Below are 24,425 nucleotides of genomic sequence, written 5' to 3' on the forward strand. Positions count from 1 at the left end.
AACCACCAACATCACACCGGACCGGCCCCCACCAGCCCGGCGATGCCCCCTGCACAAGACCCGCCCTGGTCAGGCTCATTTTCCGGTCAGACGCTCGCCGTGCCGCATTTGTCAGGGCTACGCCTATCTCCACTCACCCGCTGGCGCGGCCGTGCTTTTCCTGGGATGGGCGCTGGGCGTTGTGGTGTACGAGATCGGTCAGTCGCGTCAGATGCCGCTGAACGCGCGATTCGTGCTGGGCGGGTCGATCGTCGCGTGGATGCTGTGCGGGTTGGGTCTGCACCGCTTCGCTCTCGGTCGCATGCCCCGGCGCCGGTTCATCGTCGGCCTGGTGGGAATCGCGCTGGCCATCGTGGTGACGCTGGTGGTCACCGAACCTGGCCTGCTGCTCGGGCTCACCTCGGCGATTCTCGTCGGGTACGCGATCGTGGTCAGCCCGCAGATCGTCAAGGCCACTAAAGGCTATCGATGAGCTTTCCTGCGGTATCGGTGGCCGCCCGTCCGAACGAGTGCCGGCTCAGCCCTGTTCGACCCATTGCGCCCAAGGGGGCTAGTCGCAACGCCGGTCAGTTAGGCGGTGAGGGCTTCGGTCACCAGACCAGGCATCGCCGGCGGCCGGCTGTCCGACTCCGGCTGATGAGGGCACGGCGGCTTCACCTGATGGGCGACACGATCAGCAGCCGACCGGGCCAGCGCGCCGTCCGTGACCAGATGCGCCGAACTGACGACGCTTCCGGCGTTCACGTCGCTTCCGCTTCCGGGCGGTGTGCGGACGGCTAGGATTTCACGGGAGCGACCGGCGACCCGGAGGCGGTGCAGAGCGTGCGCCGGCGGGCCGCGACTTCATCCCTGCGGCGTGAGGTTACCGCTGTCCGAGGGTTCCGACGATTGCTGCAGCCCATCGGAAGGAGCATCATGAGCGAGCCGACGACCAATGCGCTGCCGATCGTGCTGATCCACGGGCTGTGGATGACCGCCCGAAGCTGGGACCGCTGGGTGGAGCACTACCGGGCGAAGGGCCATGAGGTCTTCGTGCCGACGTACCCGGGATTCGAGATCGAGGTAGAGGCGTTGCGGGAAAGACCCGAGGTCATCGCCGAGGCCTCCGTTCCCGCAACGCTCGACCATCTCAGCGAGGTGGTCGAGAGCCTGGACCGTCCGCCGATCATCATGGGCCACTCCTTCGGGGGGACCTTCACCCAACTCTTAGTGAACCGCGGGTTGGGCGCCGCCGCGGTGGTGATCGACTCGGCGCCACCCGAGGGCGTGCGGGTGAACCCGCCTGCCCAGACCAAGTCCCTGTTCCCAATCCTCAAGAATCCGGCCAACCGGCACCGCGCGGTGGGCTTCACCAAGGAGCAGTTCCACTATGCCTTCGCCAACACGGTCAGCCGGGAGGAATCCGACGCCGCGTACGACCGCCTCCACATCCCGGCGCCCGGCAGCTGGGTCTGGACCTATGGCCTGACAGCCAACTGGAGGCCGGGCCACCAGGAGACCTGGGTCGACTACGACCTGGACGACCGGGCTCCGCTGTTGTTCATCATTGGCGGCAAAGACCACCTGATGCCGCCCTCGGTGATCCGCTCGAACGCGAAGAAATACCGCAACTCCGAGGCGACGACTGAGACCTACGAGTTTCCGGACCGCTCACACTTCACCGGCGTCGAGCCTGGCTGGGAGCAGGTGGCCGACTACGCGCTCGAGTGGGCGACGAGCCACGCGCGAACGTGACAGAGCTGACCAACCGCAGACAGCGGCAAGTTGTGGTCCGTCCGGCAAGCGCCGTACCCGCACCTGGGCGGGGATGCCAACTATTGCCGGTGCCTCACGCTCAGGCTTGGCGGCGATTCCTTCGTGGCCTCACGGTGCGTGACTTGGGCCTTGCCCGCTTCGCCCAGAGCCCCAACGCCGCCCCCGCAAGACCCTCGGCTTCATGACACCATCCGAGAAGCTCGCCGAGCTCCTTGCGCACCCCTTGAACCCGCGGGTCAAGCATCAGCCGGGACGGGACAGAGCGCTTCCTGTGATTGTGATCCGACAACTGATCCGCGACACTCGTCCGCCACCTGAGGTGCGATAGATCCAGCGACCTAATAGGGCCTCGCATGTGCCTGACCGTGGTCCGCTTACCAGCCCCGTGGTTAGTCGATTCTAGGCGGGGTACGCACTCGGGCAGGCGTGTGTAGACCCTGAGCGTTCTTGTCGACCCCTGGAGGGGAAGAACGGTGTCACACGAGTACCGCAAGAGCCCCGAGGCAGTTTCTCGGCTGTCGCCGGAGCAATACCGAGTCACTCAGGAAGCGGGGACGGAGCCAGCCTTCGACAACGCCTACTGGGACAACGAGGAGCCGGGGATCTACGTCGATGTCGTGTCGGGTGAACCGCTGTTCGCTTCCGTCAATAAGTACGACAGCGGCACCGGCTGGCCGACCTTCACCAGGCCGATCGAATCGGAGAACGTGGTCGAGGTCCGAGAGTCGAGCCACGCCATGTTCGGCACCGAGGTCCGGTCGGCGCACGGGGACAGCCACGTGGGCCACGTGTTCGACGACGGTCCCCCAGAAACGGGCGGACTTCGTTACTGCATGAACTCGGCGGCGCTCCGGTTCATCCCACGCGACGACCTCGAGCGTGAAGGCTACGGCGAGTACCGCAGAATTTTCGAGCACCCGGACGGGGAGCGACGATGACCGAGACGACTGCGAAGGCGCTCCTGGCCGGCGGCTGCTTCTGGGGCATGGAAGACCTCATCCGGAAACACCCGGGCGTAGTCGACACCAGGGTCGGATACACCGGCGGAGACGTGCCGAACGCGACGTATCGGAACCATGGATCTCACGCCGAGGCGGTCGAGGTCGTCTTCGACCCCGCGAAACTGGCCTACCGAGAGCTTCTCGAGTTCTTCTTCCAGGCCCACGACCCGACAACGAAGAATCGCCAGGGCAACGACGTGGGAACCAGCTACCGGTCGGCCATCTTCTATTGCGACGAGCAGCAGCGAAAGGTCGCCGAAGAGACGATCGCCGACGTCGACGCCTCCGGCCTGTGGCCGGGCAAGGTGGTCACCGAGGTCACCCCCGCTGGCCCCTTCTGGGAGGCCGAGCCGGAACACCAGGACTACCTGGAGCGAAATCCCGGGGGTTACACGTGCCACTACGTCCGGCCGAACTGGAAGCTTCCCCCTCGCAACGAGAACGCGAGTTAGCGCGCGGGTAGGTGTAGACGCCCCTGCCGGGAAGCTGCCGACGGGTGGATCTACCAGGCAGAACAGGTTGGTCACCGGGGAGCGAGACCTAGATCATTCCGTACCTGTTCCGGATCTTTTGACACGGCCTGACTGCCCGCTTACAAGCTCTGTGCAGCACGTCCGCGCTGATCCCGGCGGTCGAGAGGCCGAGGTAGGGTGCATCGCTGCGCGTCGGTTGACGCGGCTCGTGGAGTCCTTCCCGTGTTCGCCCGATCCGGGCCCATGGTTTACGCGCTGCCGCCTAAAATCGGGTAAAGCCGACATCACGGGCGCGAGCTGCTGTACCTCTCTCGCAGCTCTTCGGCGGTTCTGCGGTACCGGCCGGCCCGGCCGGCATGCCCGACGGGGACGAATCGGAAAGGACAGCGGCATGAGCTACATCACCGCCAAGGACGGCACCGAGATCTATTACAAGGACTGGGGTGCGGGCCCCGTTGTCACTTTCTCCCATGGCTGGCCGCTGAACGCGGACGCGTGGGACGGCCAGATGCTCTTCCTCATGCAGAACGGTTTCCGGGTCGTCGCGCACGACCGCCGTGGTCACGGCCGGTCAAGCCAGGCCTCCGGCGGAAACGACATGAACGGCTACGCAGACGACCTCGCGGCGGTCATCGAGGCGCTCGACCTCACCGACGTCACACTGATCGGGCACTCGACCGGCGGTGGTGAGGTCGCGCGCTACATCGGCCGCCACGGGACGAGACGGGTCGCCAAAGCCGTCCTTATCTCCGCCGTGCCGCCGATCATGGTGCAGACGCCGGACAACCCCGAGGGCCTACCCATCGCCGTCTTCGACGAGATGCGCGCCAACCTGATGAAGGACCGATCGCAGTTCTACCAGGATCTGGCGCAGATGTTCTACGGCGCCAACCGGCAGGGGGCGAAGGTCTCGAAGGGGATCCTCGACCAGTTCTGGCTGTGGAGCATGCAGGCCGGCCTGTTGAACGCTTACGAGAGCATCAAGGCCTTCTCCGAGACCGACTTCCGCGACGATCTCGCCAAGTTCGACATCCCCACCCTGGTGCTGCACGGCGAGGACGACCAGATAGTCCCGGTCAAAGACTCGGCGAGGAAGACCGCCCAGCTCATCGCGAACGCCAAGGACATCTACTACCCGGGCGCGCCGCACGGCATCACGTCCACCCTCCAGGACCAGGTCAACAGTGATCTGCTCGCGTTCCTGAGGAGTTGACCGAGGCGACATAGCCGTTGGGTTCCCGAGCTGGCCAGACCAGGCCCCGCCCCCTCGACGCCTCGCTTACAAGGAAGATGCCCCTGGCATCGACGGACATGGTCATGAGTCAGCTATGAGTCAGCGAACGCGTCGCGGATGCGTTGATCTCGTCCGTCCGACCGGTGGGTGTAGAGGTTGAGCGTGGTCGACGGCTTTCGTGGCCCATCACGGCCTGGACGTCTGTCGGCAATGAGGACGAGGGCGTGAGGGACAAGCCGCGGTGACTCAGGCAGGTGGTTTGGTCGCAGCGTCACTCGCCTGTACTGGCCTGGATGCCGGCCGATGTGTCCGCAGAGGCGATGACGTCCATGCCAGATCACGAAGTGCTGCGGCTCCTGGTCGAGATGCCACCGCAGTGGGCGGCGCCGCTCGCCGCCAAGCTACCCCTCGAGCGTCAGCAGAGCATTGTGACCATGATGCCTCTTGATCCAGCCGCATCGTTGCTGACCGCAATGACGACGGAGCAGGCGGCATCCGTGCTGGGCTTTCTGATCGTCCGGGCAACCGCCTTCGCGGTGGCAGTTCTGGCCTACCTCCCACCCCTCAGCGCGGCGGCCGCGTTGCCGTGTTTGTAGTTGCCGGTGATGCGCGCCATCAACGCCTGAGGATCTTCGCTGTTGACGTCGACCAGGAACCGGGCCGCGGCGGCGCCGCGAAGCACAGTGGCAGGGCGGCCGTGATGTTGCAGTTCCACGTCGCGGTTCTTGCGGAGGCGATAGGTGAATTCCTCAGGTGCACCGTACCGACGTCGGGAACCGATCCGTCAGCCGCTGGCCGCCTCCTTCGATCTGATGCCGGTCGACGTCTCCGGCTCTGGACGCTTCCCACGGTTACTCATTCCAGGATTCCATGAACGAAGCGGTCCGGGCGCACCGCGGTGACGGTGCCGGGGGTGTCGTTGAGAAGCCCGTCGAGGTCGCTGATCGGCAGGCAGCCGGGTGCCGGGTCCGGGTGTTGCAGGGCGAGGACGACCGCGTCGTGGGGAATGGTGTCGGTTACGGTGCGGGGGTCGCATCGGTGTCCGATGTACGCCCACCGGTAGCCGATGAGCTCATCGAGCCGGACGGGTGCGCCGCCCGCGACGCTGACGCGCGGGTTGGGCAGGACGTGACCAGCCTGTGGCAGCGGTCCGGCGAGGCTGCGCGGCAGCCGTCGCGGTGGCACGGGCCGGCTACCCAGGCGCGCGCGCAGCCCGGGCACGGCCGCCGCCGTGCGGACCAGCCCACGGATCAGTCGTGACGCCGCGCGGTTGCGGGTCTGCACCAGGCGGCCGATGCCTAATGCCATCGCGGTGGTACGCCTGACGTCTGCCCGGCGTTCGCGCTCGTAGCCGTCGAGCAGGTCGGCACCGCTGGCACCGCCGACGACATCGGCGAGGCGCCAGGCCAGGGCACCAACGTCACGGATTCCCATGCTGAGACCGAGGCCGGCGAATGGTGGGATGGCGTGGGCGGCGTCACCGGCGAGCAGGATCCGTCCGGCGCGCCACCGGTCGGCCATCCTGGCATGGAAGGTGAACACGGCCGCCCGTTGGATCTCCAGTGCTGCGGGATCCACCCAGGCAGCGACCAGGGACCGCACCACCTCAGGCATGGTCATGGTGTCCGGGTCCTCGCCAGGCAGCACCATCCACTCCCACCGCCACCGGCCACGCTGAGACATCGCCACGGCGGGTCGCGCGGGGTCAAGCACGAAGGCAAAGGTCGCGGCACCGTCCGTCGCACCGCCCACGCCGCGATTGCCGCTGGCGTCCGGACGCGTCGCGGCATCGACGACCAGCCAGGGCTGCGCGAACGTTTTACCAGGAAAACCGATGCCGGCAGCGACGCGGACAGCGCTGGCGGCACCGTCGCAGCCGACCAGCCACCGCGCTGTCAGACGCCGACCATCATCGAGCACCGCGGTGACGCGCTCGCCGTCCGGTTCCACGGTACGCACGCTGCGCCCCGCCACTACCTCGACGCAGCCCGTGCCGGCAATGACCGTACGCAGATCCTCCTCCAGCACGGGCTGGTCGATGCGGGCGACCTGCGGCTGGCCGAAAGCCCGAGCCGTCTGATCGATCATGATCAGTGGCTGACGATCCGGGCCGACGGCACCGTTGCGAGCCAGCGGCGTCGCCCATTTCTCCAGCGGCGGCATGCCAGGCAGTGCGGTCAGGAGCCGGATCGCCTCGACGTCGAGCACGGCGGCCCGTGGCTTCGGATACGGCCGCTCGTTGGGCTCGACCACCACCGTCGGCACTCCCCGTGCACCGAGCATCGCCGCCAGGACACCACCGACCGGCCCCAGGCCCGCCACGACGACGTGTACGTCCGGATCATCCCTCGTTTCCATGCATACCCCCGTCGTCATCCGGTGCCCGCAGGCGCGTTTCCTGAACGTGCCGCCGACAAACAGCCGGCACAGCCGATGCCCTCTACGGGGCCCTGTGGGCGCCTCGCGGCGTTCGTTGAGCCACGCAGTCGACGCCGAAGACAACTCCCGATCAGCGTCGACCGGTCCACACCTCACGCTCGGCATGGTCGGGGTCGTTGACGATGGTGATCGCCTCGTCGATCAGCGCGGTGGACCGGTTGGGCAGGTTGTATCGGGGCCAGCACGGGTTGCCGTCGGCAACGAAGCTGACCCAGGTGCTGTGGGCAGTGTCGGCGACGATCTGTGGTGGTTGGGGGCCGATGAGGGCGTGGATGGATTCATCGTCGAGGAGGTCGAACACGTACGGGATCTCCACCCCGTGGGCGGCGCCGAGGCGGCCGGAGAAGCTCGGCGACCCGTGGTCGAAGCGGTACATCCAGGTGTCGGACGTGCCGAACTCGAGGCGTGCCTCGGCGACCCGGATCGCCGGAATGCGAATGAAACAGTCGGTGGTCACCGCGGCGAGCAGGTCCCCGTTTTTCGCTTTCGGACGGGCTGCCCGGTAGAGCTCGACCGTCCCCTCGGGTGCGCCGAGGGCGCCCACGAGTGCGGAGAGGGTGGCCTCGTCGGCCTTGTCGATCCTGTCGATGAAGCCGTTGGGGACGAGGCCGATCCGGGTGTCGTCCCGGTTCCACCCGGCCAGGAGCCGCACGCCGCTGCTGGCACCGTTTCTCAACGCGTCGAGCGGGTGGTCGGAGAGGGTGTGGCCGTCAACGACTGGGGCGAAGGGGAGGCTTCCCCACTCGGCCGGATCCGAGGCGGTCGGGTCTTCCTCGACGAGGGCGGACGCCGCCCGCGCGAGCCGTCCGGCGGGTACCTTGCTGAAGGCTTCGCGGGTCGGGGCAACTCTGAGCGACTTAGCCAGCCTCGAGGTGACGCCTGCGGCGGCCTGGGCCGTAAGTGTCTGGGCGGCCGCCCCGCTTTGGATGATTGCGTGGCGGAACAGGCCTTGGGCGCGGGGCATGGCCATGAGGGTGGTGATGCTCATGGCGCCGGCGGACTGGCCGGCGACGGTCACCTTCCGCGGGTCGCCGCCGAAGGCGGCGATGTTGTCCTGGACCCACTCGAGTGCGGCGATCTGGTCCAGCAGCCCCAGGTTGGCGGTGCCGTCATCGAGGTAGAGAAAGCCCTCCGCGCCGAGCCGGTAGTTGATGGTGACGCACACGACCCCACTGTCGGCGAAGGAGGTCCCGCGGTACGGGGTGGCGGATCCGGACCCCTTCGTGAACGTGCCGCCGTGAATCCAGACCAGTACTGGCAAGCCGGATCCGCGGGGATCTGGGGTCCACACGTTGAGGTTGAGGCATTCCTTGCCGGGGATCACTACTTCCGGGAACAGCGGTGGGCTCTTCGGACGGGGGTAGTATTTCGGGCAGGTCGGCCCGTACTTGGTTGCGTTGCGCAGGCCGTTCCATGGCACGGGCGGCCTTGGAGGCCGCATGCGGTACGCCCCGGAGGGCGGGGCGGCGTACGGGATCCCGAGGAACGCTGCCACGTTCCGGTCCGTGCGACCCCGCAGCCAACCACTCGCCACCCGAACCTTCAGCGCGCTGTCCACGGTCACCGAATCGACCAGCCCGGCAGCGGACGCGGCCGGCGTGGGGGCCAGCAGGCCACCGCCGGCGACGGTGCCGAATCCGGCTGCCAACGACGAGAGCAGGAAGGTACGACGCTGCATCGGTGTCATTCCTGGTCACTCCTGGTCAGTCCGATCGGTCCACCAGTGGCAGGCAGGATCCGGGCCAGTGCCCGGACCTTCGAATGTGACAGTGGTCGCGTCATGACTTCTCCTGTCGCTTGGAGCTCCGCGGCCTCCGCAATTGGGCCTTGCCGGAGACGATGTCGAGCATCACAAGCTCGAGGCGAGGGTGTCTTGGACAAATGTTCCGCTTTGTGGTCAGCATCTACACTGGCCATGTGCTGTCGGCCGGGACACCACCGGACTGGGCGAGCGTGGACATCGCGGTTCCACGCCCGTCACGTCGGCTGCCGGGGATCAACATGGCCGGGTTCTGCGCACGTGCCCCCGCATCCGCGGACATCGCGATGGTCGCGCACCCATCCGTCACCCTGCTTGTCGACCTGAGCGAGGGAGAAGGGCTGCTCGTCGACACTCATGGCCAGCGCGTGCGCGGCAGTGTCGTCGTCGGGCTCCTCCCCGGCGACCTTCGGGCATCTGGTCGAGGGGGCGGCGAGTGCCTCCAGATCCGGCTGGAGCCGGTCACGGCGGCTGTGGTGCTCGGCTCATCGGCCGAGCTCAGCGGGACGGTGGTATCCCTCGAGGATGTCTGGGGCCGGGACGCCGGACGAGCCGAGGACAGGCTGCGCGCTGCCGCGTCGTGGGACGACCGGTTCGCGATCGTGGCGGAGTTCCTCGGACGACGGCTGGGCGCCCGCCCATCGGTCGATCCGGAGGTCGCCTACATCTGGCGGCAGACGCTCACCAGCCGGGGGCGGGTGCGGGTCGACGGCCTCGCGGACGAGGTCGGCTGGAGCCGCAAGCGCCTGTGGTCCCGTTTCCGGTCCCAGCTCGGCATCACACCCAAACGCGCCGCCCGACTGGTGCGGTTCGACCATGCCGCCCGCCTTCTCGCGGCGGGTCACCCCCCCGCCTGCGTTGCCACCGAGAGCGGCTACGTCGACCAGTCCCACCTCCACCGCGAGGTCAAGGCGTTCGCCGGGCTCACGCCCACAGCCGTGGCCGTCGCGCCGTGGCTCGCGATTGACCACGTCGCGTGGCCAGCCTTATCACCAACCCGAGCCCTGTGACGGGTGGCGAAACCATCCCCGACCTTGGTTGAACGGCTTGCCCCGCAGGGTGGGGGCAGTCCGATGTCGTCCGCGAACTCTTACCTGGGGCGCAGATCCGGACCTCCGCGAAGACCACGGCAGCGGGCTGTCGCCCCTCGAATGGGCCGTTCGAAGCGGCCATGCCGAGACGGAAGCGTTGCTCAATACCGCATCAACCAGGTGAGTAACGAGGACGCTGCGAGCCCATGCGACTGCAGCGCTTTGGCCCCAAGTGCGTTGGCTGCTGGGATGGTAGCCCTACCGACGCCCGATCGGCCATGAGCGGGATGTCGTTGGTGAGCAACCGATCGTCCGTGGGCTGCTGGGTCGCGCTTAGATTTTGTGCTACGGCCGGTTTGGTCCGGGCTTGAACAGCCGATCGATGTGATCGATGAGGATACGCAGTGCGGCTGCACCGTCTCGTTGCCCGCCGAGCACGCTTGAGCCGAGGCCGTTGGTGAGGGCGAGGAGTCCGGCGGCGGTCGTCTCCGGGTCCAGGATGGTGTCGATCTGGTCGGCCTGCTGCGCGGCGGTCAGTTGCCCGGCGAGCAGTCGTTCGACCTTGTCCGGGTAGGCGGCGCCGTGCCGGGTGGCGAGGTCGGGGTCGGTGAAGACCAAGGTGTAGTAGCCGGTGTAGGCCCTCGTCAGGTCGAGGCTCTCGGCGTCGGTGGGCAGGATCGCGGTGAGCGTGCCGTAGACGACGTTGCGGGGGTCACTGGTCCCAGGGCGCGGATGTGGCGCTCTACCCGGGTGGCCAACCGTTCGCCGAGATAGGCCAAGGCGGTGAGTAGCAGCTCTTCCTTGGTGTGGAAGTAGTACTGCACCAGGCGGAGGGAGACGCCGGCTTCGGCGGCCACCTCACGCATGCTGGCGGACTGCAGGCCGCGGGCGCTGGCGATGCGCAACAGCGCCTCCCCGATCTGCGTGTCAGACCGTGCGTCTACGTACCGCTGGGACCGTCACGGTCGGTCCCTGAGCTGCGGGAATGTGGTCCGGACTTTGCCAAGCATGGTCCACGCAGGTCAAGGCCACTTCCCGGGTTCGGGAGGTGGCCTTTCTGCTTGCGTACGGCAGCGAAGTACAGCAGCGGTTAGTGGGCGGGTGACGACCAGGCGAGGGGGTGTCTGCCTGTGCTGTTACTTTGCCGGCCGTGAATGATCAGTTGACGTGGATCGACCGGATCATCGACGTGACCGGATGGCGCCACGAGCCTGAGGTCGGTGCCGGCTGGGGGCAGGTGGAGGCGGAGCTCGGCGTCGCGCTGCCAGGCGACTTCAAGGAGTTGTGCCGGCGGTTCGTGCCGGGCCTATTTATGGTGCACCTTGACTTACTGCGACCGACAACCGACCACGACTCGACGTCGCTGCTCGGGTGGTGGGACTCCATGCGGCGTTCGGTGAGTGAGCATGACGACTCCGCAGCGGGCCTGTACGCCCCGTACGAGCTGTACGAGCCCGACACGGGGTCTGGGCTGATCGAGTGGGGTCACGACTCGGCCGGAGGCGGGTACTACTGGCTTGCGGACCGCTCCGTGGAGCCTGAGCGGTGGCCTGTGCTGGCCCGGCACGACCCTCCAAACCCGTGGCACCGGTTCGACATGTCGACGACGGAGTTCGTCTACCGGATGCTCGCGGACCCGGAGTTGGAGTCATTCTCGATGGTCACGCCGGCGTGGCGGCCGTTCTACCTCCCGTACTGGCAGCCTTTTCCCACTACTGCCGAGGAGTGGGACGCTCTCGCCGACCCGAACCGCGAGAACTGAACCAGTCCCTGTCTTTGCCCGTCCAGGTCAGATGCCGGGAGTCGCCGAGGCGCTGTCGACCCACCCGGTCGCAGGCTTGGTTCGGGCTGGCTACAGAGCGATTCGATTGTCGACCGATCGCTGAACCGGACTGGTGTACTCGCTGAGGCTGAAGCGGCGATGCCCATCGGTGGGATGCACGGTGACGGCGATAGTGCTCTCGTCTTCGAATCGCAGCGCGAAGGCGGGATCGAGGTCACACAGGAATGCAAAGGCATCGCGGTCCTCGTCGCTGTCGCTGACGGGGCGACCGTAGGCCTCCCAGCCGGCGCCAGCGGCGGCAATCACGACGGCCACCTCGACGCTGCCGAGCAGGGTGGATGAGTTCGTCCACCAGTCCAGCCAGCAGCGGCCCTCGAAGCGGTCCATGCCGTCATCTTTTTAGGACGAGGCCCGGCCGGCTGTCGGCCGGCTGTCGGCTGCCGGCGATGTCGGGTCTCAGGACATCCGTGATGGCATGAAGGAGCGGGGCCTCGCTCCTCGTGGCTCTCGAGCGGGATGCTCGGGGTGCTCACGTCTCACGACGAAGGAGGCCCCTCATGCAGGCAGAGTACGACGGCAGGCAGATCGTGCAGCCGGGATGGCGGGGCTCGCCGTGGTCGAGGTGTCGACATCGGCAGGTGTTCCGCCATGCTGGGCCATCTCGGGGCCCTGGCCTACGAATTGCCTGTGGCCGCGCGGTCAATCCGGTCTGGCGTTGTCGTCGTCCTGGTCGTAGCCTCGACCGATGCCCGCTTGGTCGAGGATTCCGCGAGAGTCGGGCTTGTCGTACTCTCGACCAATGCCCGCTCGGTCGAGGCTTCCGCGAAAGGCGAAGCTGTGGTTCTGGGCGATCTATACAACACTCGGCGCAGTGATGTCGATCGGAATGGGCTACTCAATGTGGGGCGATCTCAACGGCGGGAAAGCGACTGCAACGGTGGCTACCGTCTATTCGCAAACTGCCTATACCGTCAAGTACGTAACCGAAGATGGCATGCATTGCCTGACGCCGCATAAATGGGACCCTCGTCCCGAACCCGTCAAGCCTTCAGACACCTTCGAGGTCTGGTATTCGAAGATCTTGCCTTGTGACAACGTGCGACGTGCGGACGCAGACCCCTCGTGGTTCGCTGATTTCCTGACCTTGGCGGTTTTCATGACCGCAGGCCTCACCGCATTTGTTCTGGTCAAACGCCAACCGAAAACCTGAGCTGTCGCTCTGCGTGTCCAATAAACGCGACTCTCAAAAGCGTCACCGTGACCGTGAGCCGCAAGCCAGGCGGTAACGAGCGTCAGCGGGGCCGACCGGCGCCGAACTCGGGAAGCTCAACGACGGTCCGGCCGCAGGTCATGGACCGACGTTGTCGCCTGGGGTCATTCCATCAAGGAGTCGCCAACCAATCCATTTGACCCCAACGGCCAGGCAAAGCCGGCACGAGCGGGATCCTCGGGGCGCCTTCGAGTTCGAACACGTCTACCGGCAGCTGGCCGTTGGCCTCGGCGAACGTGGCGGCCTGCCGGGTGCGGCCCTTGATCACATTGGATGGCAGATGCTGCCCGCCGGGGATCGAGGCCCGCACCTGATCCCACTCGGCTGGGGTGCGCTTGCGCGGATCGGCCGGCCACGTCGCCAGGACCCCGCCGGTGACCTCGGCGCGCCACTTCACCGAACGAAGAGCACGCCCCGCCTGCTCCTGCGCCATCCGCACGACCCGATCATTGACCGTCACACCCCCAGGCGGGGCGACCGTCCACCCGAGGCGCCGCAGTGCGGTCCACGCGTGCGACGGCAATCGCCGCCCACCCGCATCCACCCCGGATGCCAGCACCTGCACATCCACGCTGTTCCAGTGCTCGCCGATCAGCGCGGCCACCATGCCCGCCACCAGATCGGCACACCAACCGACCCGCCGCGCCAACACCGCCCGAGACAGGACCTCACCGGTTGCCTCGTCCACGCCGGTGCGCAGCACAGCGCGGGCACACGCGGTGCGGGCCGCCTCACCCTCGGCCAGCCGCAGCTTCCCGCTCACCGACTCAACGCCTCAACACCGATCCACAAAAACCGGCTCTCACCGCCGACCCACACCACCAGAACCCTCCCCGAGCCAACCCAAACGTGATACGCCACGGGGTGAACACCGACACGCTTCCCGGCCCTGGAAAGCCGAGAACGTTCCACACAGGCCAATCTATGATCACTGATCATCGATAATCAAATCGGTTAGCCTGCGACGGCCAGGAGCGTCACCAGCCCGACAACGGTTGGCGCCGTCGGCCTTGTGCCGAGTGGTAGGACTGCTCAGACCAACTCGCCGCGTTTCCTGCTCAGGTAGGCGCGCTCGGCGCTGTTTTGGGTGGCGGCGATCGCGGCGTCGTACGCCTGTTTTGCCTCGGCGCTGCGGCCGAGTCTGCGGAGCAGGTCGGCGCGGGTGGCGTGCCATGCGTGGTAGCCGGTGAGGGGTAGCCGGTCGACCAGGGCGAGGGCGACGTTCGGGCCGTCCAGCTCGGCGACCGCGACTGCGCGGTTGAGTGCGACGATCGGTGAGGGGTCGAGCTGGGTCAGCTGGTCGTACAGCGCGAGGACCTGTGACCAGTCAGTGTCCGGTGCCGTGGGGGCGTCGGTGTGGACGGCGTTGATCGCGGCGAGTATCTGGTAGCGGCCGGGTCGGTTGATCGTGAGGCACTCGCGGACCAGGTCGTGGCCCTCGTTGATCAGGGCGCGGTTCCAGCCGGTGCGGTCCTGCTCATCGAGCGGGACCAGCTGCCCATTGCGCACGCGGGCCTCACGTCGGGCCTCGGTGAGCACCAGCAGCGCGAGTAGACCGGCCACCTCCGGCTCGTCGGGGAGCAGTTGGCGGAGGATCCGTGTCAGTCGGATGGCCTCGCTGGTGAGTTCGGCGCGAATCGGGTCGCCATCGCTGGTGGCGAGGTAGCCCTCGTTGAAGACGAGGAACAGCACTGCCAGTACGCCGCCGAGCCGCTCGGGGAGGTCGGCGGCCTCGGGCACCCGGTAGGGCACCTTCGCCGACGAGATCTTCTTCTTCGCCCGGGTGATCCGCTGCGCCATCGTGGTTTCGGGCACGAGAAACGCCTGCGCGATCTCGGCCACGGTCAGTCCACCGAGCAGTCGGAGCGTCAGCGCGATCCGCGCTTCCGGTGCCAGCGCTGGGTGGCAGCAGGTGAAGAGCAGCCGCAACCGGTCGTCCTCGACTGGGCCGGTGGGCTCGTGGGGTGTGTCGTCGTGGTACATGGTGGCCGCCTGATGCTTGGCGTCGCGTTGTTTCTCCCGGCGGATCCGGTCGATCGCGCGGTTGCCCGCGACGGTGGTGAGCCAGCCGCCGGGGTTGGGAGGTACGCCGGATTCCGGCCAATTCTCCAGCGCGGCTACGAGCGCCTCGCCCGCCGCTTCCTCCGCGATGTCGATGTCACCGAAGCGGCGGACGAGCGAGGCGATCAGGCGGCCGTACTCCTCGCGGAAGACCCGCTCGACGGCCGCCGTTGCGGGCTGCATCGATAGTCGCCGGTCGCGCTGGCTCAGGCGAGGCCGTCGAACGGACGGACCTCGATCTTGGCCCGGCACGCCTTGGACCCCTCGGCCGCGAGCTTGAGCGCCACGTCGAGGTCGGGTGCGTCAATGACCCAGAAGCCCCCGAGGGCCTCCTTGGTTTCGAGGTAGGGGCCGTCGGTGATCACCGGCGTGTCGCCCTGGCCGTCCACGACGGTCGCCGTCAACGCCGGCGCAAGCCCACCGGCGAAGACCCAGTAGCCTTCGGCGTGCAGCTTGTCATTGAAAGCGCCGGTCGCGGCGAACGCCTCCTCCATCTCCTCCTTGGAGCCGTAGTTGCCGAACTCGTCCATCTCGGCGGGGCCGTGCACGGCCAGCAGGTAGTGCGTCATCCCACTTCTCCTCAGTTCCGGCGGTCCCGATGACCGCCTTCCACCTCACCACGAACGGCGTCCTGCCGATACGACAACCCGCCCCGGAAACCTCGCGATCGTGTTCTTCGTCGGCCAACCGAACGTCCTGCGCCAAGCACAGGACGTTCGTGTGCTCAGCCGCGTCTTCATCCAGGGCGTACCCGGCGGGACTGGCTGCGCCGGCGCCAGGGCCCGAACCTGCGCTCGACCCGTCCCGACGCTGCGTCACCGCGCAGCCATCCGTAGAACTTTTTTCTCGCGACCTGTCGAATCCGGGCCCGCCCGTTCGTGGAGGGGGTGTGAGCGGGTCGCACCGGGCGACCTGCCGAGGAAACGGAGCCCGACATGTCCACCACCACCCAGGTCCCCACCCGCATGACCCCCAGCACGCCGGCCCCGACTGCCGAGCGACAGCCGGTATGGAAGCACGGCGTCGCCGCAGCCGTCATCGCCTCGGTCACCACGACCGTCCTCGCGGCAGTCGCGTCGGCCGCCGGGATCTCGTTCGCCGACAGCACCGGCGCGAGCATCCCGATCGCCGGGTTCACGCAGCTGACGCTGCTCTTCTCGCTCGCCGGCGTCGGCATCGCCGCCGTCATGGCACGCAAGGCACGCCGGCCGCGGCGCACGTTCGTGCGGACAACGGTCACCCTGACCGCGCTGTCCATCGTCCCGGACCTCACGTTCGGATTCGACGCCGGCTCCGCAGCAACCCTGATCACGCTGCACATCGTCGCCGCCGCGATCGTGGTGCCGACCCTGGCGGGGCGGCTCGCCCCCACACGCTGACCCGGCTCGAACCGTGCCACTGCCCTTTCGCCGGGCGGGCGTCATCAGTCCCATCCCGCTCCGCCGTCGACGGCCGGGTGACGAGTTCACGGTGCCACCGCAGCAGGGGGGCCGGGGTGACGAGGAGGCCGACCAGCGCGGGCGGGGCAGCCGCGACAGCGCCGCCAGGATCACCCGGTCGGCCGGTTGCAGATCGGGGCGGGTTACCTGTCGGCGCAGGACCGCCACCTGATGGCGGAGCACGAGGATCTTCACATCCTTCAACCCGCCATCGGAGGCGATCTGGGACAACATCTGCAGGATCAGGCGAAGCAGCAGGTACAGCAACGACGCGCTCATGCCGACGAACATGCCGGCTGCCGGGCTCGAGCTTGCACACAGGACTGCACTTCAGACGGCCGAATCGAATATTCGAGCCGCAGAGGTCGGCGCGCCAAGACCTCCGTGACCACGAGGATGCCTGTTGATGACACGGAGAGTCGTTAATGATAAGCGAACAGTGTCTGGCGATCGAAGGCCATGGTCAGCTCACTGCCTGCGGAGCCAGACGCATGAGGTCGGGGAGGCGAAGTCGAGGTCTTCGAGGTCGGGTCCCTTGGACCATGCCGGCAAGCGTGTAGCGAGTACCTGGCCTTGGCGATTCGCCGCAGCTGCACCACGCCGATCTCGTCCAGGCCCGCCACGCCGTGGTGTCCGAGGCCACCGATCCGAACACCTCCTGCTGATGGCGCAGCACGTCGATATCCGCGATCACGTCCCCGCCGTCAGCGATCATCACGGCGAGGTCCACCAGCACGCGACCCCGATCATGCACCGGCCACCAGCCGGCCCGGGCCAGCCCCGCCGACAACGCCCCGGTCAACCCGGCCCGATCAGCCAGCAACCGCAACAGCGTCGCACCGGCGTGCGACACCACACCCGAACCACCTGCGGGTGACCCGCAGATCCCTCGACCACTCCGTAAGCTGCACCTCGGAAGTGCCTCCCCCGAAGAGAACCTGTAGATGTCGCAATCACAGGTTTCCCTTGCAGGGCAGGCACTTCCGCTGATCTACAGGCCGACGAACACCACATCCCGGCGATCACCATGAATCACCCGGGCTAGCAAGTTAGCCAGCCGCCGTCGACGGCGAGTACGTGCCCGCAGACATAGTCGGAGGCCGGCGCGGCGAGGAACACGGCCGCGCCGACCAGGTCCTCGGGTGTGCCCCAGCGGCTGGCCGGGATGCGGGCCCGGATCTGCGGTTCCCGGTCGGCGTCGGCGCGCAGCGCGGCCGTGTTGTCGGTGGCGATGTAGCCGGGCGCGAGCGCGTTGACCTGCACGCCGTACGGCGCCCACTCGTTGGCGAGGGCCTTGGTCATACCGACCACGGCATGCTTGCTCGCGGTGTAGCCGGCGACGTTCAGGCCACCCTGGAACGACAGCATCGAGGCGATCGTGATGATCTTGCCGGAGCGGCGGGCCAGCATCCGCGCCCCGACGGCGCGCGTGACGATGAACGCCGCGTCGAGGTTGACGGTGAGCACCGCCCTCCAGTCAGCTTCCTGAGCCTCCACCGCCGGGCCGCGCCGGATGATGCCGGCGTTGTTGACCAGGATGTCGATGGGTGCCGCGTCGGCAAGAGCGTGCGCCTCTTCGGCGAGGCCATCCAGATCAGACAGGTCCCGGACCCACCGGCGTGTCCGGCGGCCGGCGGCACGTACCGCCGCTTCGACATCCTCAAGGTCGCCACGGTGCCCGTGCAGGATCACGTCGGCGCCGGCTTCGGCGAGCCCGACCGCGATCGCCCGGCCGATGCCGGTGCGTGCTCCGGTCACCAGTGCGGTGCGACCGGACAGATCGAACAGGGTTCCGGCCGTCATCGCAGCGTGTCGATCGGTGCCGGCACGACATCGGTGTAGGCGGTGTTCTCGCCACCCATCGCCCACACGAATGCGTAGCTGGCAGTACCGAACCCACAGTGGATGGACCAGGGTGGCGAGATGACGGCCTGCCGGTCAGCGACGACGAGGTTGCGGGTCTGTGTCGGTTCCCCCATCAGGTGTACGACGCGGTGCTCGGGGTCGAGGCCGAAGTACAGGTACACCTCGGTTCGCCGCTCATGCGTGTGCGCGGGCATCGTGTTCCACATGCTGCCGTCAGCGAGCTCGGTGACGCCCAGGACGAGCTGGCAACTGCGGATGCCCTCATCGTGGATGAACTTGTAGATGGTGCGCTCGTTGGACGTCCGCTGCTCGCCCAGGGAAACCGGGGTTGCGTCGGCGAGGTTGGCCAGGGTGGTCGGGTGGCTCGCGTGCGCCGGAGTGGAAACCAGATAGAAGGCCGCGTCGCCGTTGCCGGCGAAGGTGACCTCACGGGCACCGCGGCCGACGTAGAGCACGGCCTTCGGCACGAGTTCGAACTCGGTGCCGTCCACGTTGACGACGCCCGGAGCTGTGCCGACGTTGACCACACCGGCCTCGCGTCGTTGCAGGAAGTAGTCGGCCTTCAACGTCTCCGGAGCGTCGAGCCGGACGGGTGAGCCGGGGCCGGGGGATACGCCGCCGATCACGAGGCGGTCGTGGTGGCTGTACACGGTCTCCACTCGGTCGGCCGGGAACAGGTCCTCCACCAGGTAGTGGGCGCGCAGCGCCTCGGTGTCGAACCCCGGCACCTGCTCCGGGCTGGTGGCGTGTCGGGTACGCATGTTTCCTCTCAGGTGGGTTGGTCGGTGAGCGCGTCGGCGTAGGCCCGCAGCGCGAGTCCTTGCCCCCACGGCTGGATTCGGTCGGTGCGGATCACCGAGTAGCCGAACGGGATGAGCTGCAGCACGGTGCCGGCACTGGTGCGAGCGAGGGTGCCGTCTGGCTCGACGTACGTGTGGACGCCGGCGAGGGCCTGCCACGCCGCCCGTCTCGTCGTGTCCGGTGCGATGCCGAGTGCGGCGGCGCGGAACATCGCGGCGGCGATCCCGGCCGCGGCCGAGGTCTCCAGGATGCCGCGGTTCTCTTCCTGACCGTCGACGAGGACGTCCCAGACCCCGTGTGCCGGCTGCAGGTCGGCGAGTGCGAGCAGCTGGCCGGCCAGCACCGGAGTGAGTTCGTCGGCGAGGTCGGCGATCCGGGGCTGGTCCAGCTGCCTGGCCGCCTCGAGGAACTCCACGGTGGCCAGCGCGGTCCACGCGTTGGCGCGACCCCAGAAGCACCAGATCGTCTCGCCGTGGTGCGAGCCGTGGGCGTACAGGCCGGTGTCCGGATGCCGCAGGACTGCGGCGTGGGCGAGCAGCTGCTCGCCGGCCTCCGCGACGAGCTCCGGTCGGCCGGCGGCCAGCCCGTAGCGGATGAGGAACATCCCGGCCATGAACACGGTGTCCGCCCACACTCCGCCGGGCCAGTGTTCGATGGCGCCGTTGCCGGCCCGGGTCAGCCCTGCTCCGTCCCGCACCCATGCGAGGAGCTGCTCGCAACCGGCACGATAACGGGGATCGCCGGTGGCCGCCCACAGGTCCGCGCACGCCGCGCCGGGCGCCACGTCGTTGACGTGTCCGATGTTGACACCACGGGCCAAGTGCTCGTCCACAAAAGAGACGACGGACGGGGGTGGCGGCTCCCCGCAGGCTGCGGCGAATCGCAGGGCGCCGTGCAGGACCACGCCCTCGCCCCAGGACCAGCGGGACAGCCCCATCGCAGCGGTCCGTTCGGCGATCCGGCGGCCGGTCGCGGCGAGTGCCGGCGGCGTCAGCTCGGCGACCTCGGCGGGCGGGCGAGGTGGCTCCGCGAGTGCCGCCTGGCTCGAATCAATACCGCTCATGGCAGTGGCCTCCCGCGGCGCAGGTCGATGCGGTGCTCGGTGCCGTCGATGGCGATGACCATCTCCTCCTCGCCGTGATGCAGTAGGCAGGCAGGGTTGTCGATCTGCGGCCACGCCTCGGGCTGGTCGTCGGCGTCAAGGTCGGCTGGCCGGCCGGCCACGGTGAACGGGCCGGTCCAGGCAAGGTCGAGTGCCGGTCCCCGGGGTGGGGTGAACCGCACCCGGCCGGTGTCGAATTGGGGCGTGGCAAGGGATGCCAGAAACTGCTGGAAACTGCCGTCGGTCGCCCGGCGCCCGACGACGCAGACCCAGGCGGTGCCGTCACCGGCCGGCAGCAGCTCTTGCCAGGCGTCCGGACCCGACTCCACCGGTGCGGCGCCGCCGTCGGTGGCGAGCGCGACGTAGCCGTCGCCGAGCCGCCCGGCGATCCACACGCCGTGGCGCGCCCATTCGTCGAGATGGGCGATCGGGAACCAGGCGTGTGTACGGCTTGTCGGGTCACCGTCCGGGAAGGAGTACAGCGCGAGGACCGTGTCGCGGAACTGCCGGACCCGGGGCAGGATCCGGTTGCCGGCCCAGGCGTTGGGCCGGGACGACGGTGAGGACGAGGCATTAGGTGGGTGCGTGACGAAGATCTGCGTCTCCGGGCCGAGCGTGGCGCCCCAGATGTGTTCCTGCAGGCCCGGCAGCCCGACCCGGTAGTCCTGGACGCTGGCGAGCATCACGTCGGGTGTGCGGTAGATGAGGGCATCGGAGCCGTACGGCCGTTCGAGCAGGTCATGGGCGAACCGGTACGTGCCGCGGTACGACTGCCGTCCCAGCCAGTCGTCGGCGCGGTGCCGGGCAACCGCCCGGATCGCGTCCGGCAACGCGTACCGCCGCGCGGTGGCCAGGACCGTGACGGGAAGGACGGCGTCGTTGAGCGCGCCGACACCGAAGCACAGCCACGTGATCGGTGCGGTCTCTTCAAGACGCGATGAGCGCAGCGTCTGCACGTACGACCGGCCGTGCGCGGCACCGTGGATGCCGCGCCAGGTGTTGGCGGCAAGGCTGAACAGCACGCGGTCGGCGAGGCCGGCCGCCAGCTCGGCGAGCTCGCGGTCGGCGCTGAACTCCGCGAGTGAGACGAGCGCGAGCGTGTCGATTGCCAGATAGGCGTTCGAGTCGAACTCGCTGAAGCCACCGGCGAGGCGGCGTTCGATCCACTCCCGGGCCAGCGTGCGCCCGTGCTCGGCGTGCTTTGCCCCGCTCCAGCCGGTGTTGGTGAACGTGTCGTCGGGAAACGCTTCACCGGCCAGGGTTTCCGCGGTGTGCCACACCAGTTGGTGGTTCTCCGTGAAGTAGCACATCGCGTCCAGACCGGGCTGGTCGATCCAGTACTTGAAGCCGAGCAGCGCCTGGCGGACCCGATCTCGCAGACCCGCCGCCCATCCCTCGCTCGGTACCCGATGCCACAGGTGCATCAGTCCGACGGCTTCAAAGTCGGCGCAGTCGGCCCGGTTGGTGAGCATGCCGAGCGCGACCTCGAGCGCCTTGTCGGACACCTGGGCACCGGTCACCGTGAACGCGGCCAGGGGGTTGCCGGCATCGGCGGCGTGCTGGAGGACCTCTCGGCGCCAGTCGGCCGGATCGCCGACCGGCTCACCACGGTACCGCGACGGCAGCACTGCGACCGGGAACGTCCGCTGCACGGGTGCCCGTTCGTCGTCGATGCCGATTCGCAGCGACATCGCGGCCGCGGCGAGCATGGAGGCGGAGCCGACCTCGTCGCCGGGCGCCGGTTCAGGCAGCGGCACCACCGCTCGGCCGCCGTCGAGCCGGACCCTGGTCGACTTCTCCGGCGCGGTGCTCCACGAGATGCGCAGCTGAGCGCCGTCGGGGCCGGTCAGCGGCACGGACCGTTCGGTGCTGCCCCAGCGGGTCACGCCGACGGCGTCGAGGATCTGCTCGGCAGCCGCGCTCACGTATTCGTCGGCATCGGCGCTCGGGATCACCACCCGGACCGGAAGTCCACCGACGCGCAACCGAAGCACCTGCCGGCACTCCCGGAAGGCTACCTGCCAGGAGGCGACGACAAGGGTCGATGTGCCCGACGGCAGCCAGATCCGGATGTCACGTTCGACCGGTTCCATGTAGGAGACGGTGCCGGATTCGTCGATCAGCAGGCCGTCGTGGAACAGCATCGTGGGCCCGGTGCTGGCCAGTCGTAGCGTGCGCCACTCGGCCTGGTCCACCTCGACAACGGTGGCTGCCAGTGCGAGCCGGTATTCCGGGGTGAAGCAGAAGGCGCTCCAGTCGACCATGCCGTCCGGGGCGGTGTGTATCCGTTGCCACGTTCCCTGGTGGGCGATTCCAGTCGGTCCGACGTAGCTGACCTGGCCGCCCTCGGTGACCGGTTCCAGCGGCGCGTCCCGGCGCAGCGGGCGCGCACGGTACAGCTGCTGCTTCAGGGTGGTGACGTCCGGTCCGTTGGTGAGCACCCAACGGCCATCCTTTCCCCACGGTGAGCCGGCGGCGTCGAGGTGGCGGTCCAGGTCGTCGGCGGGCTCGCGCCACGCCGGTCCGACCAGCCAGTCGCGAATCGTGCCGCGCTCGTCCAGGCGGTGCACGCTGCGGTTGGTTGTCATGGTGTCCTTACTTGAGGCCGGTGCTGGCGATGCCGCGCGTGATGTGGCGCTGCAGTACGAGGAAGATGATGATGACCGGCAGCATGCTGACTACTGACATCGCGAGGATGTAGTTGAACGGCACGACCAGTTGGCTGTCGAACTGCGCGAGGGCCACCGGCAGCGTGTACTTGTCCTGGTCCTGGCTGATGATGAGCGGCCAGAGGAAGTCGTTCCACCGCCAGATCACTGAGAAGATCGCGAGCACGGCGATCGGAGCGCCGCAGAGCGGCACGACGACTCGCAGGAAGATCCAGAACTCGCCGGCGCCGTCGATCCGGGCCGCCTCGATGAGTTCGTCGGGGATGCTGAGCATGTACTGCCGCAGCAGGAAGACCCCAGTCGGTGTGGCCGCCGGCGGGATGATCAGGCCCCACAGCGAGTTGACGAGGTGCAGGTCGGCCGCCACCTGGTAGACCGGGATGAGGATGATCTGCAGCGGGATCATGATGGTGCCGAGCGTCACCAGGAACAGGATGTTGCGGCCGCGGAAGTTGTACTTCGCCAGCCCGTAGGCGGCCATGGTGTTGATGACCAACGTCAGCACGGTCGCGCTGACAGTGACCAGTACGCTGTTTTTCAGATACGTCGTGAAGTTGAAGGTGGCGAGGGCCTCGGTGTAATTGGTCGGCGCGAACGAGTCCGGCAGCAGCGTCGGTGGGTGCTGCGCCAGCTCGGTCTGCGTCTTGAACGACGAGAGCATCGCCCACACGACCGGGGCGAGCACGAGGATCGACAGCGCCACGAGCAGCGCGTACATCAGCACCTGGCGGGTTGCCGGCGGCCGGCGGCCGTCGATGGAGGTCCATTGGGCCTTGTCCCGAGCCGCTGCACGGGTGGCGGTATCGGTCGCGGAATCGGTGGCGGTCATGAGGCTGCCTTCCGCTGGTTGTAGAGGAAGTTGAGCAGGGTGACGCCGAAGATGGTGCAGAACAGCACCACCGATCCCGCGGCGGCCAGACCGTAGCGGATGGGTGACTGGAACGCGTTCTGGTAGACGTACTGGACCATGAGCGTCGTGGCGCCGACCGGCCCGCCGCCGGTGAGTGTCCAGAGGAAGTCGAACGCCTGGAAGCCGGCGATCGTGCTGAGCACGACGACGACCATGGTGGTGGGTCGCAGGAGGGGCAGCGTCACCCGGCGCAGCCGCTGCCATGAGGACGCGCCGTCGATCATCGCGGCCTCGTGATATGCGGGGTCGATGCCTTGCAGCCCGGCCAACATGATCATGGTGTAGAAGCCGACGTGGGTCCACAGCCCGACGAAGATGACCACGCCCATCGCGAGGTTGCCGTTCACCAGCCAGCCGACCTCGCTGAGTCCCAGCCCGCGCAGGACGGTGTTGGCCAGCCCGTTGCCCCGTTCGAAGATCCAGCCCCAGACCAGTCCGACGACCACCGGGGACAGCAGCACCGGCAGGAAGAACACCGCCCGGAACACGCCCCGCCCGCGCAGGGGCTTGTCCAGCAGCATGGCCAGGGCGATGGACGCGATGGTGCACAGCAGCACGAAAAACACCGCGAAGGTGGCCGTAGCACGTGCGGCGGCCCAGAATTCGGCGTCGTTAACCAGTTCGGCGTAGTTCTGGGTGCCGACGTACCGGAACGTGCGGCCGTTCGTGCTGTCGTACAGGCTGATATTGAAGTTGTTGAGCGCTGGGTAGATGATGAAGACGGTGAAGATCGCCATGTTGGGCAGCACAAAGAGGTACGGTGCCCACCGCTGGTTCCACGGCTTGACCGGGCGCCTGCTCATGTCGCGCCTCGCTTTCCGGGGTCCGGGGC

25 protein-coding genes are annotated in these 24,425 nt (G+C 67.9%); 10 read left to right on the forward strand and 15 right to left on the reverse strand.

Going from position 1 to position 24,425, the window contains the following annotated elements; genetic code table 11:
• The 6 genes from ABZ783_RS33170 to ABZ783_RS33195 form a co-directional block, all read left to right on the forward strand.
• On the forward strand, nucleotides 1-472 hold a 472-nt coding region (locus ABZ783_RS33170; protein ID WP_357445628.1), incomplete at its 5' end, for a hypothetical protein.
• A gap of 443 nt (nucleotides 473-915) precedes the next feature.
• Nucleotides 916-1,734, forward strand: coding sequence for an alpha/beta hydrolase (locus ABZ783_RS33175; RefSeq protein ID WP_357445631.1), 819 nt, complete (start codon nucleotides 916-918; stop codon nucleotides 1,732-1,734).
• Between the two features lie 494 nt (nucleotides 1,735-2,228).
• Nucleotides 2,229-2,693 carry a peptide-methionine (R)-S-oxide reductase MsrB gene (gene msrB, locus ABZ783_RS33180; RefSeq protein WP_357445634.1) on the forward strand — a complete coding sequence of 155 codons (465 nt, stop codon included), beginning with the start codon at nucleotides 2,229-2,231 and terminating at the stop codon, nucleotides 2,691-2,693.
• Nucleotides 2,690-3,208, forward strand: coding sequence for a peptide-methionine (S)-S-oxide reductase MsrA (gene msrA / locus ABZ783_RS33185; RefSeq protein WP_357445637.1), 519 nt, complete (start codon nucleotides 2,690-2,692; stop codon nucleotides 3,206-3,208). The genes msrB and msrA overlap by 4 nt, the downstream gene beginning before the upstream one ends.
• Nucleotides 3,209-3,620: 412 nt before the next feature.
• Nucleotides 3,621-4,442, forward strand: a complete 822-nt coding sequence (locus ABZ783_RS33190; RefSeq protein WP_357445640.1) for an alpha/beta hydrolase — start codon at nucleotides 3,621-3,623, stop codon at nucleotides 4,440-4,442.
• 314 nt (nucleotides 4,443-4,756) lie between these two features.
• Complete coding sequence (locus ABZ783_RS33195) at nucleotides 4,757-5,059, forward strand: hypothetical protein (protein ID WP_357445643.1); 303 nt, start codon at nucleotides 4,757-4,759, stop codon at nucleotides 5,057-5,059.
• Nucleotides 5,060-5,318: 259 nt separating this feature from the next.
• Here ABZ783_RS33195 and ABZ783_RS33200 read toward each other — a convergent pair whose 3' ends face one another.
• Together ABZ783_RS33200 and ABZ783_RS33205 are read right to left on the reverse strand one after the other, a co-directional pair.
• Nucleotides 5,319-7,007: an FAD-dependent monooxygenase gene (locus ABZ783_RS33200; RefSeq protein ID WP_357445646.1), complete on the reverse strand. Its 1,689-nt coding sequence runs from the start codon at nucleotides 7,005-7,007 to the stop codon at nucleotides 5,319-5,321.
• Nucleotides 6,973-8,580 (reverse strand): carboxylesterase family protein, encoded by a 1,608-nt coding sequence (locus tag ABZ783_RS33205; RefSeq protein WP_357445649.1) that lies wholly within the window; start codon nucleotides 8,578-8,580, stop codon nucleotides 6,973-6,975. Before ABZ783_RS33205 ends, ABZ783_RS33200 begins: the two co-directional genes overlap by 35 nt.
• Nucleotides 8,581-8,783: 203 nt before the next feature.
• Between ABZ783_RS33205 and ABZ783_RS33210 the strand changes: the two genes are divergently transcribed.
• A complete protein-coding gene (locus ABZ783_RS33210; protein WP_357445652.1) occupies nucleotides 8,784-9,671 on the forward strand; it encodes a helix-turn-helix domain-containing protein in 888 nt (295 codons plus the stop codon).
• Nucleotides 9,672-10,037: 366 nt separating this feature from the next.
• Here the strand turns inward: ABZ783_RS33210 and ABZ783_RS33215 are convergent, their stop codons facing one another.
• Complete coding sequence (locus ABZ783_RS33215) at nucleotides 10,038-10,370, reverse strand: TetR family transcriptional regulator C-terminal domain-containing protein (RefSeq protein ID WP_357445763.1); 333 nt, start codon at nucleotides 10,368-10,370, stop codon at nucleotides 10,038-10,040.
• On the reverse strand, nucleotides 10,337-10,597 hold the full coding sequence (locus tag ABZ783_RS33220) for a TetR/AcrR family transcriptional regulator (protein WP_357445655.1): 261 nt from the start codon (nucleotides 10,595-10,597) through the stop codon (nucleotides 10,337-10,339). The genes ABZ783_RS33215 and ABZ783_RS33220 overlap by 34 nt, the downstream gene beginning before the upstream one ends.
• A 245-nt stretch (nucleotides 10,598-10,842) precedes the next feature.
• Here ABZ783_RS33220 and ABZ783_RS33225 point away from each other — a divergent pair, with 245 nt between their 5' ends.
• Entirely contained in the window at nucleotides 10,843-11,454 is a 612-nt protein-coding gene (locus ABZ783_RS33225) for a hypothetical protein (protein WP_357445658.1), read from the forward strand.
• 90 nt (nucleotides 11,455-11,544) lie between these two features.
• Here ABZ783_RS33225 and ABZ783_RS33230 read toward each other — a convergent pair whose 3' ends face one another.
• Entirely contained in the window at nucleotides 11,545-11,862 is a 318-nt protein-coding gene (locus tag ABZ783_RS33230; protein ID WP_357445661.1) for a hypothetical protein, read from the reverse strand.
• 412 nt (nucleotides 11,863-12,274) lie between these two features.
• On the opposite strand from ABZ783_RS33230, the gene ABZ783_RS33235 reads away from it, so the two are divergent.
• Nucleotides 12,275-12,685: a DUF1541 domain-containing protein gene (locus ABZ783_RS33235; protein ID WP_357445664.1), complete on the forward strand. Its 411-nt coding sequence runs from the start codon at nucleotides 12,275-12,277 to the stop codon at nucleotides 12,683-12,685.
• Nucleotides 12,686-12,857: 172 nt separating this feature from the next.
• On the opposite strand, the gene ABZ783_RS33240 is transcribed toward ABZ783_RS33235, so the two are convergent.
• The 3 genes from ABZ783_RS33240 to ABZ783_RS33250 all read right to left on the reverse strand — a co-directional run bounded on the left by ABZ783_RS33240 (nucleotide 12,858) and on the right by ABZ783_RS33250 (nucleotide 15,375).
• The gene (locus tag ABZ783_RS33240; RefSeq protein ID WP_357445667.1) at nucleotides 12,858-13,508 is read right to left on the reverse strand and encodes a hypothetical protein; all 651 of its coding nucleotides are present in this window, start codon (nucleotides 13,506-13,508) and stop codon (nucleotides 12,858-12,860) included.
• Nucleotides 13,509-13,777: 269 nt separating this feature from the next.
• A complete protein-coding gene (locus ABZ783_RS33245; RefSeq protein ID WP_357445670.1) occupies nucleotides 13,778-14,989 on the reverse strand; it encodes an RNA polymerase sigma factor in 1,212 nt (403 codons plus the stop codon).
• Nucleotides 14,990-15,012: 23 nt separating this feature from the next.
• The gene (locus ABZ783_RS33250) at nucleotides 15,013-15,375 is read right to left on the reverse strand and encodes a YciI family protein (protein WP_357445673.1); all 363 of its coding nucleotides are present in this window, start codon (nucleotides 15,373-15,375) and stop codon (nucleotides 15,013-15,015) included.
• 366 nt (nucleotides 15,376-15,741) lie between these two features.
• Between ABZ783_RS33250 and ABZ783_RS33255 the strand changes: the two genes are divergently transcribed.
• Complete coding sequence (locus ABZ783_RS33255) at nucleotides 15,742-16,185, forward strand: DUF6069 family protein (RefSeq protein ID WP_357445676.1); 444 nt, start codon at nucleotides 15,742-15,744, stop codon at nucleotides 16,183-16,185.
• Nucleotides 16,186-16,708: 523 nt separating this feature from the next.
• Here ABZ783_RS33255 and ABZ783_RS33260 read toward each other — a convergent pair.
• From ABZ783_RS33260 to ABZ783_RS33290, 7 genes are all read right to left on the reverse strand, one after another.
• On the reverse strand, nucleotides 16,709-17,101 hold the full coding sequence (locus ABZ783_RS33260; RefSeq protein ID WP_357445679.1) for a hypothetical protein: 393 nt from the start codon (nucleotides 17,099-17,101) through the stop codon (nucleotides 16,709-16,711).
• 185 nt (nucleotides 17,102-17,286) lie between these two features.
• Nucleotides 17,287-18,048: an SDR family oxidoreductase gene (locus ABZ783_RS33265; RefSeq protein ID WP_357445681.1), complete on the reverse strand. Its 762-nt coding sequence runs from the start codon at nucleotides 18,046-18,048 to the stop codon at nucleotides 17,287-17,289.
• Nucleotides 18,045-18,872, reverse strand: coding sequence for a 5-dehydro-4-deoxy-D-glucuronate isomerase (gene kduI, locus ABZ783_RS33270; protein WP_357445684.1), 828 nt, complete (start codon nucleotides 18,870-18,872; stop codon nucleotides 18,045-18,047). The genes ABZ783_RS33265 and kduI overlap by 4 nt, the downstream gene beginning before the upstream one ends.
• A gap of 8 nt (nucleotides 18,873-18,880) precedes the next feature.
• Nucleotides 18,881-19,975 carry a glycoside hydrolase family 88 protein gene (locus tag ABZ783_RS33275; protein ID WP_357445687.1) on the reverse strand — a complete coding sequence of 365 codons (1,095 nt, stop codon included), beginning with the start codon at nucleotides 19,973-19,975 and terminating at the stop codon, nucleotides 18,881-18,883.
• Nucleotides 19,972-22,602 (reverse strand): hypothetical protein, encoded by a 2,631-nt coding sequence (locus tag ABZ783_RS33280; RefSeq protein ID WP_357445690.1) that lies wholly within the window; start codon nucleotides 22,600-22,602, stop codon nucleotides 19,972-19,974. Before ABZ783_RS33280 ends, ABZ783_RS33275 begins: the two co-directional genes overlap by 4 nt.
• A 7-nt stretch (nucleotides 22,603-22,609) precedes the next feature.
• Nucleotides 22,610-23,512 (reverse strand): carbohydrate ABC transporter permease, encoded by a 903-nt coding sequence (locus tag ABZ783_RS33285; RefSeq protein ID WP_357445693.1) that lies wholly within the window; start codon nucleotides 23,510-23,512, stop codon nucleotides 22,610-22,612.
• Entirely contained in the window at nucleotides 23,509-24,396 is an 888-nt protein-coding gene (locus ABZ783_RS33290; RefSeq protein WP_357445696.1) for a sugar ABC transporter permease, read from the reverse strand. Before ABZ783_RS33290 ends, ABZ783_RS33285 begins: the two co-directional genes overlap by 4 nt.
• Nucleotides 24,397-24,425 lie beyond the last annotated feature (29 nt).

It is taken from the genome of Micromonospora sp. NPDC047738, from assembly GCF_040642675.1.
Lineage (GTDB): Bacteria > Actinomycetota > Actinomycetes > Mycobacteriales > Micromonosporaceae > Micromonospora.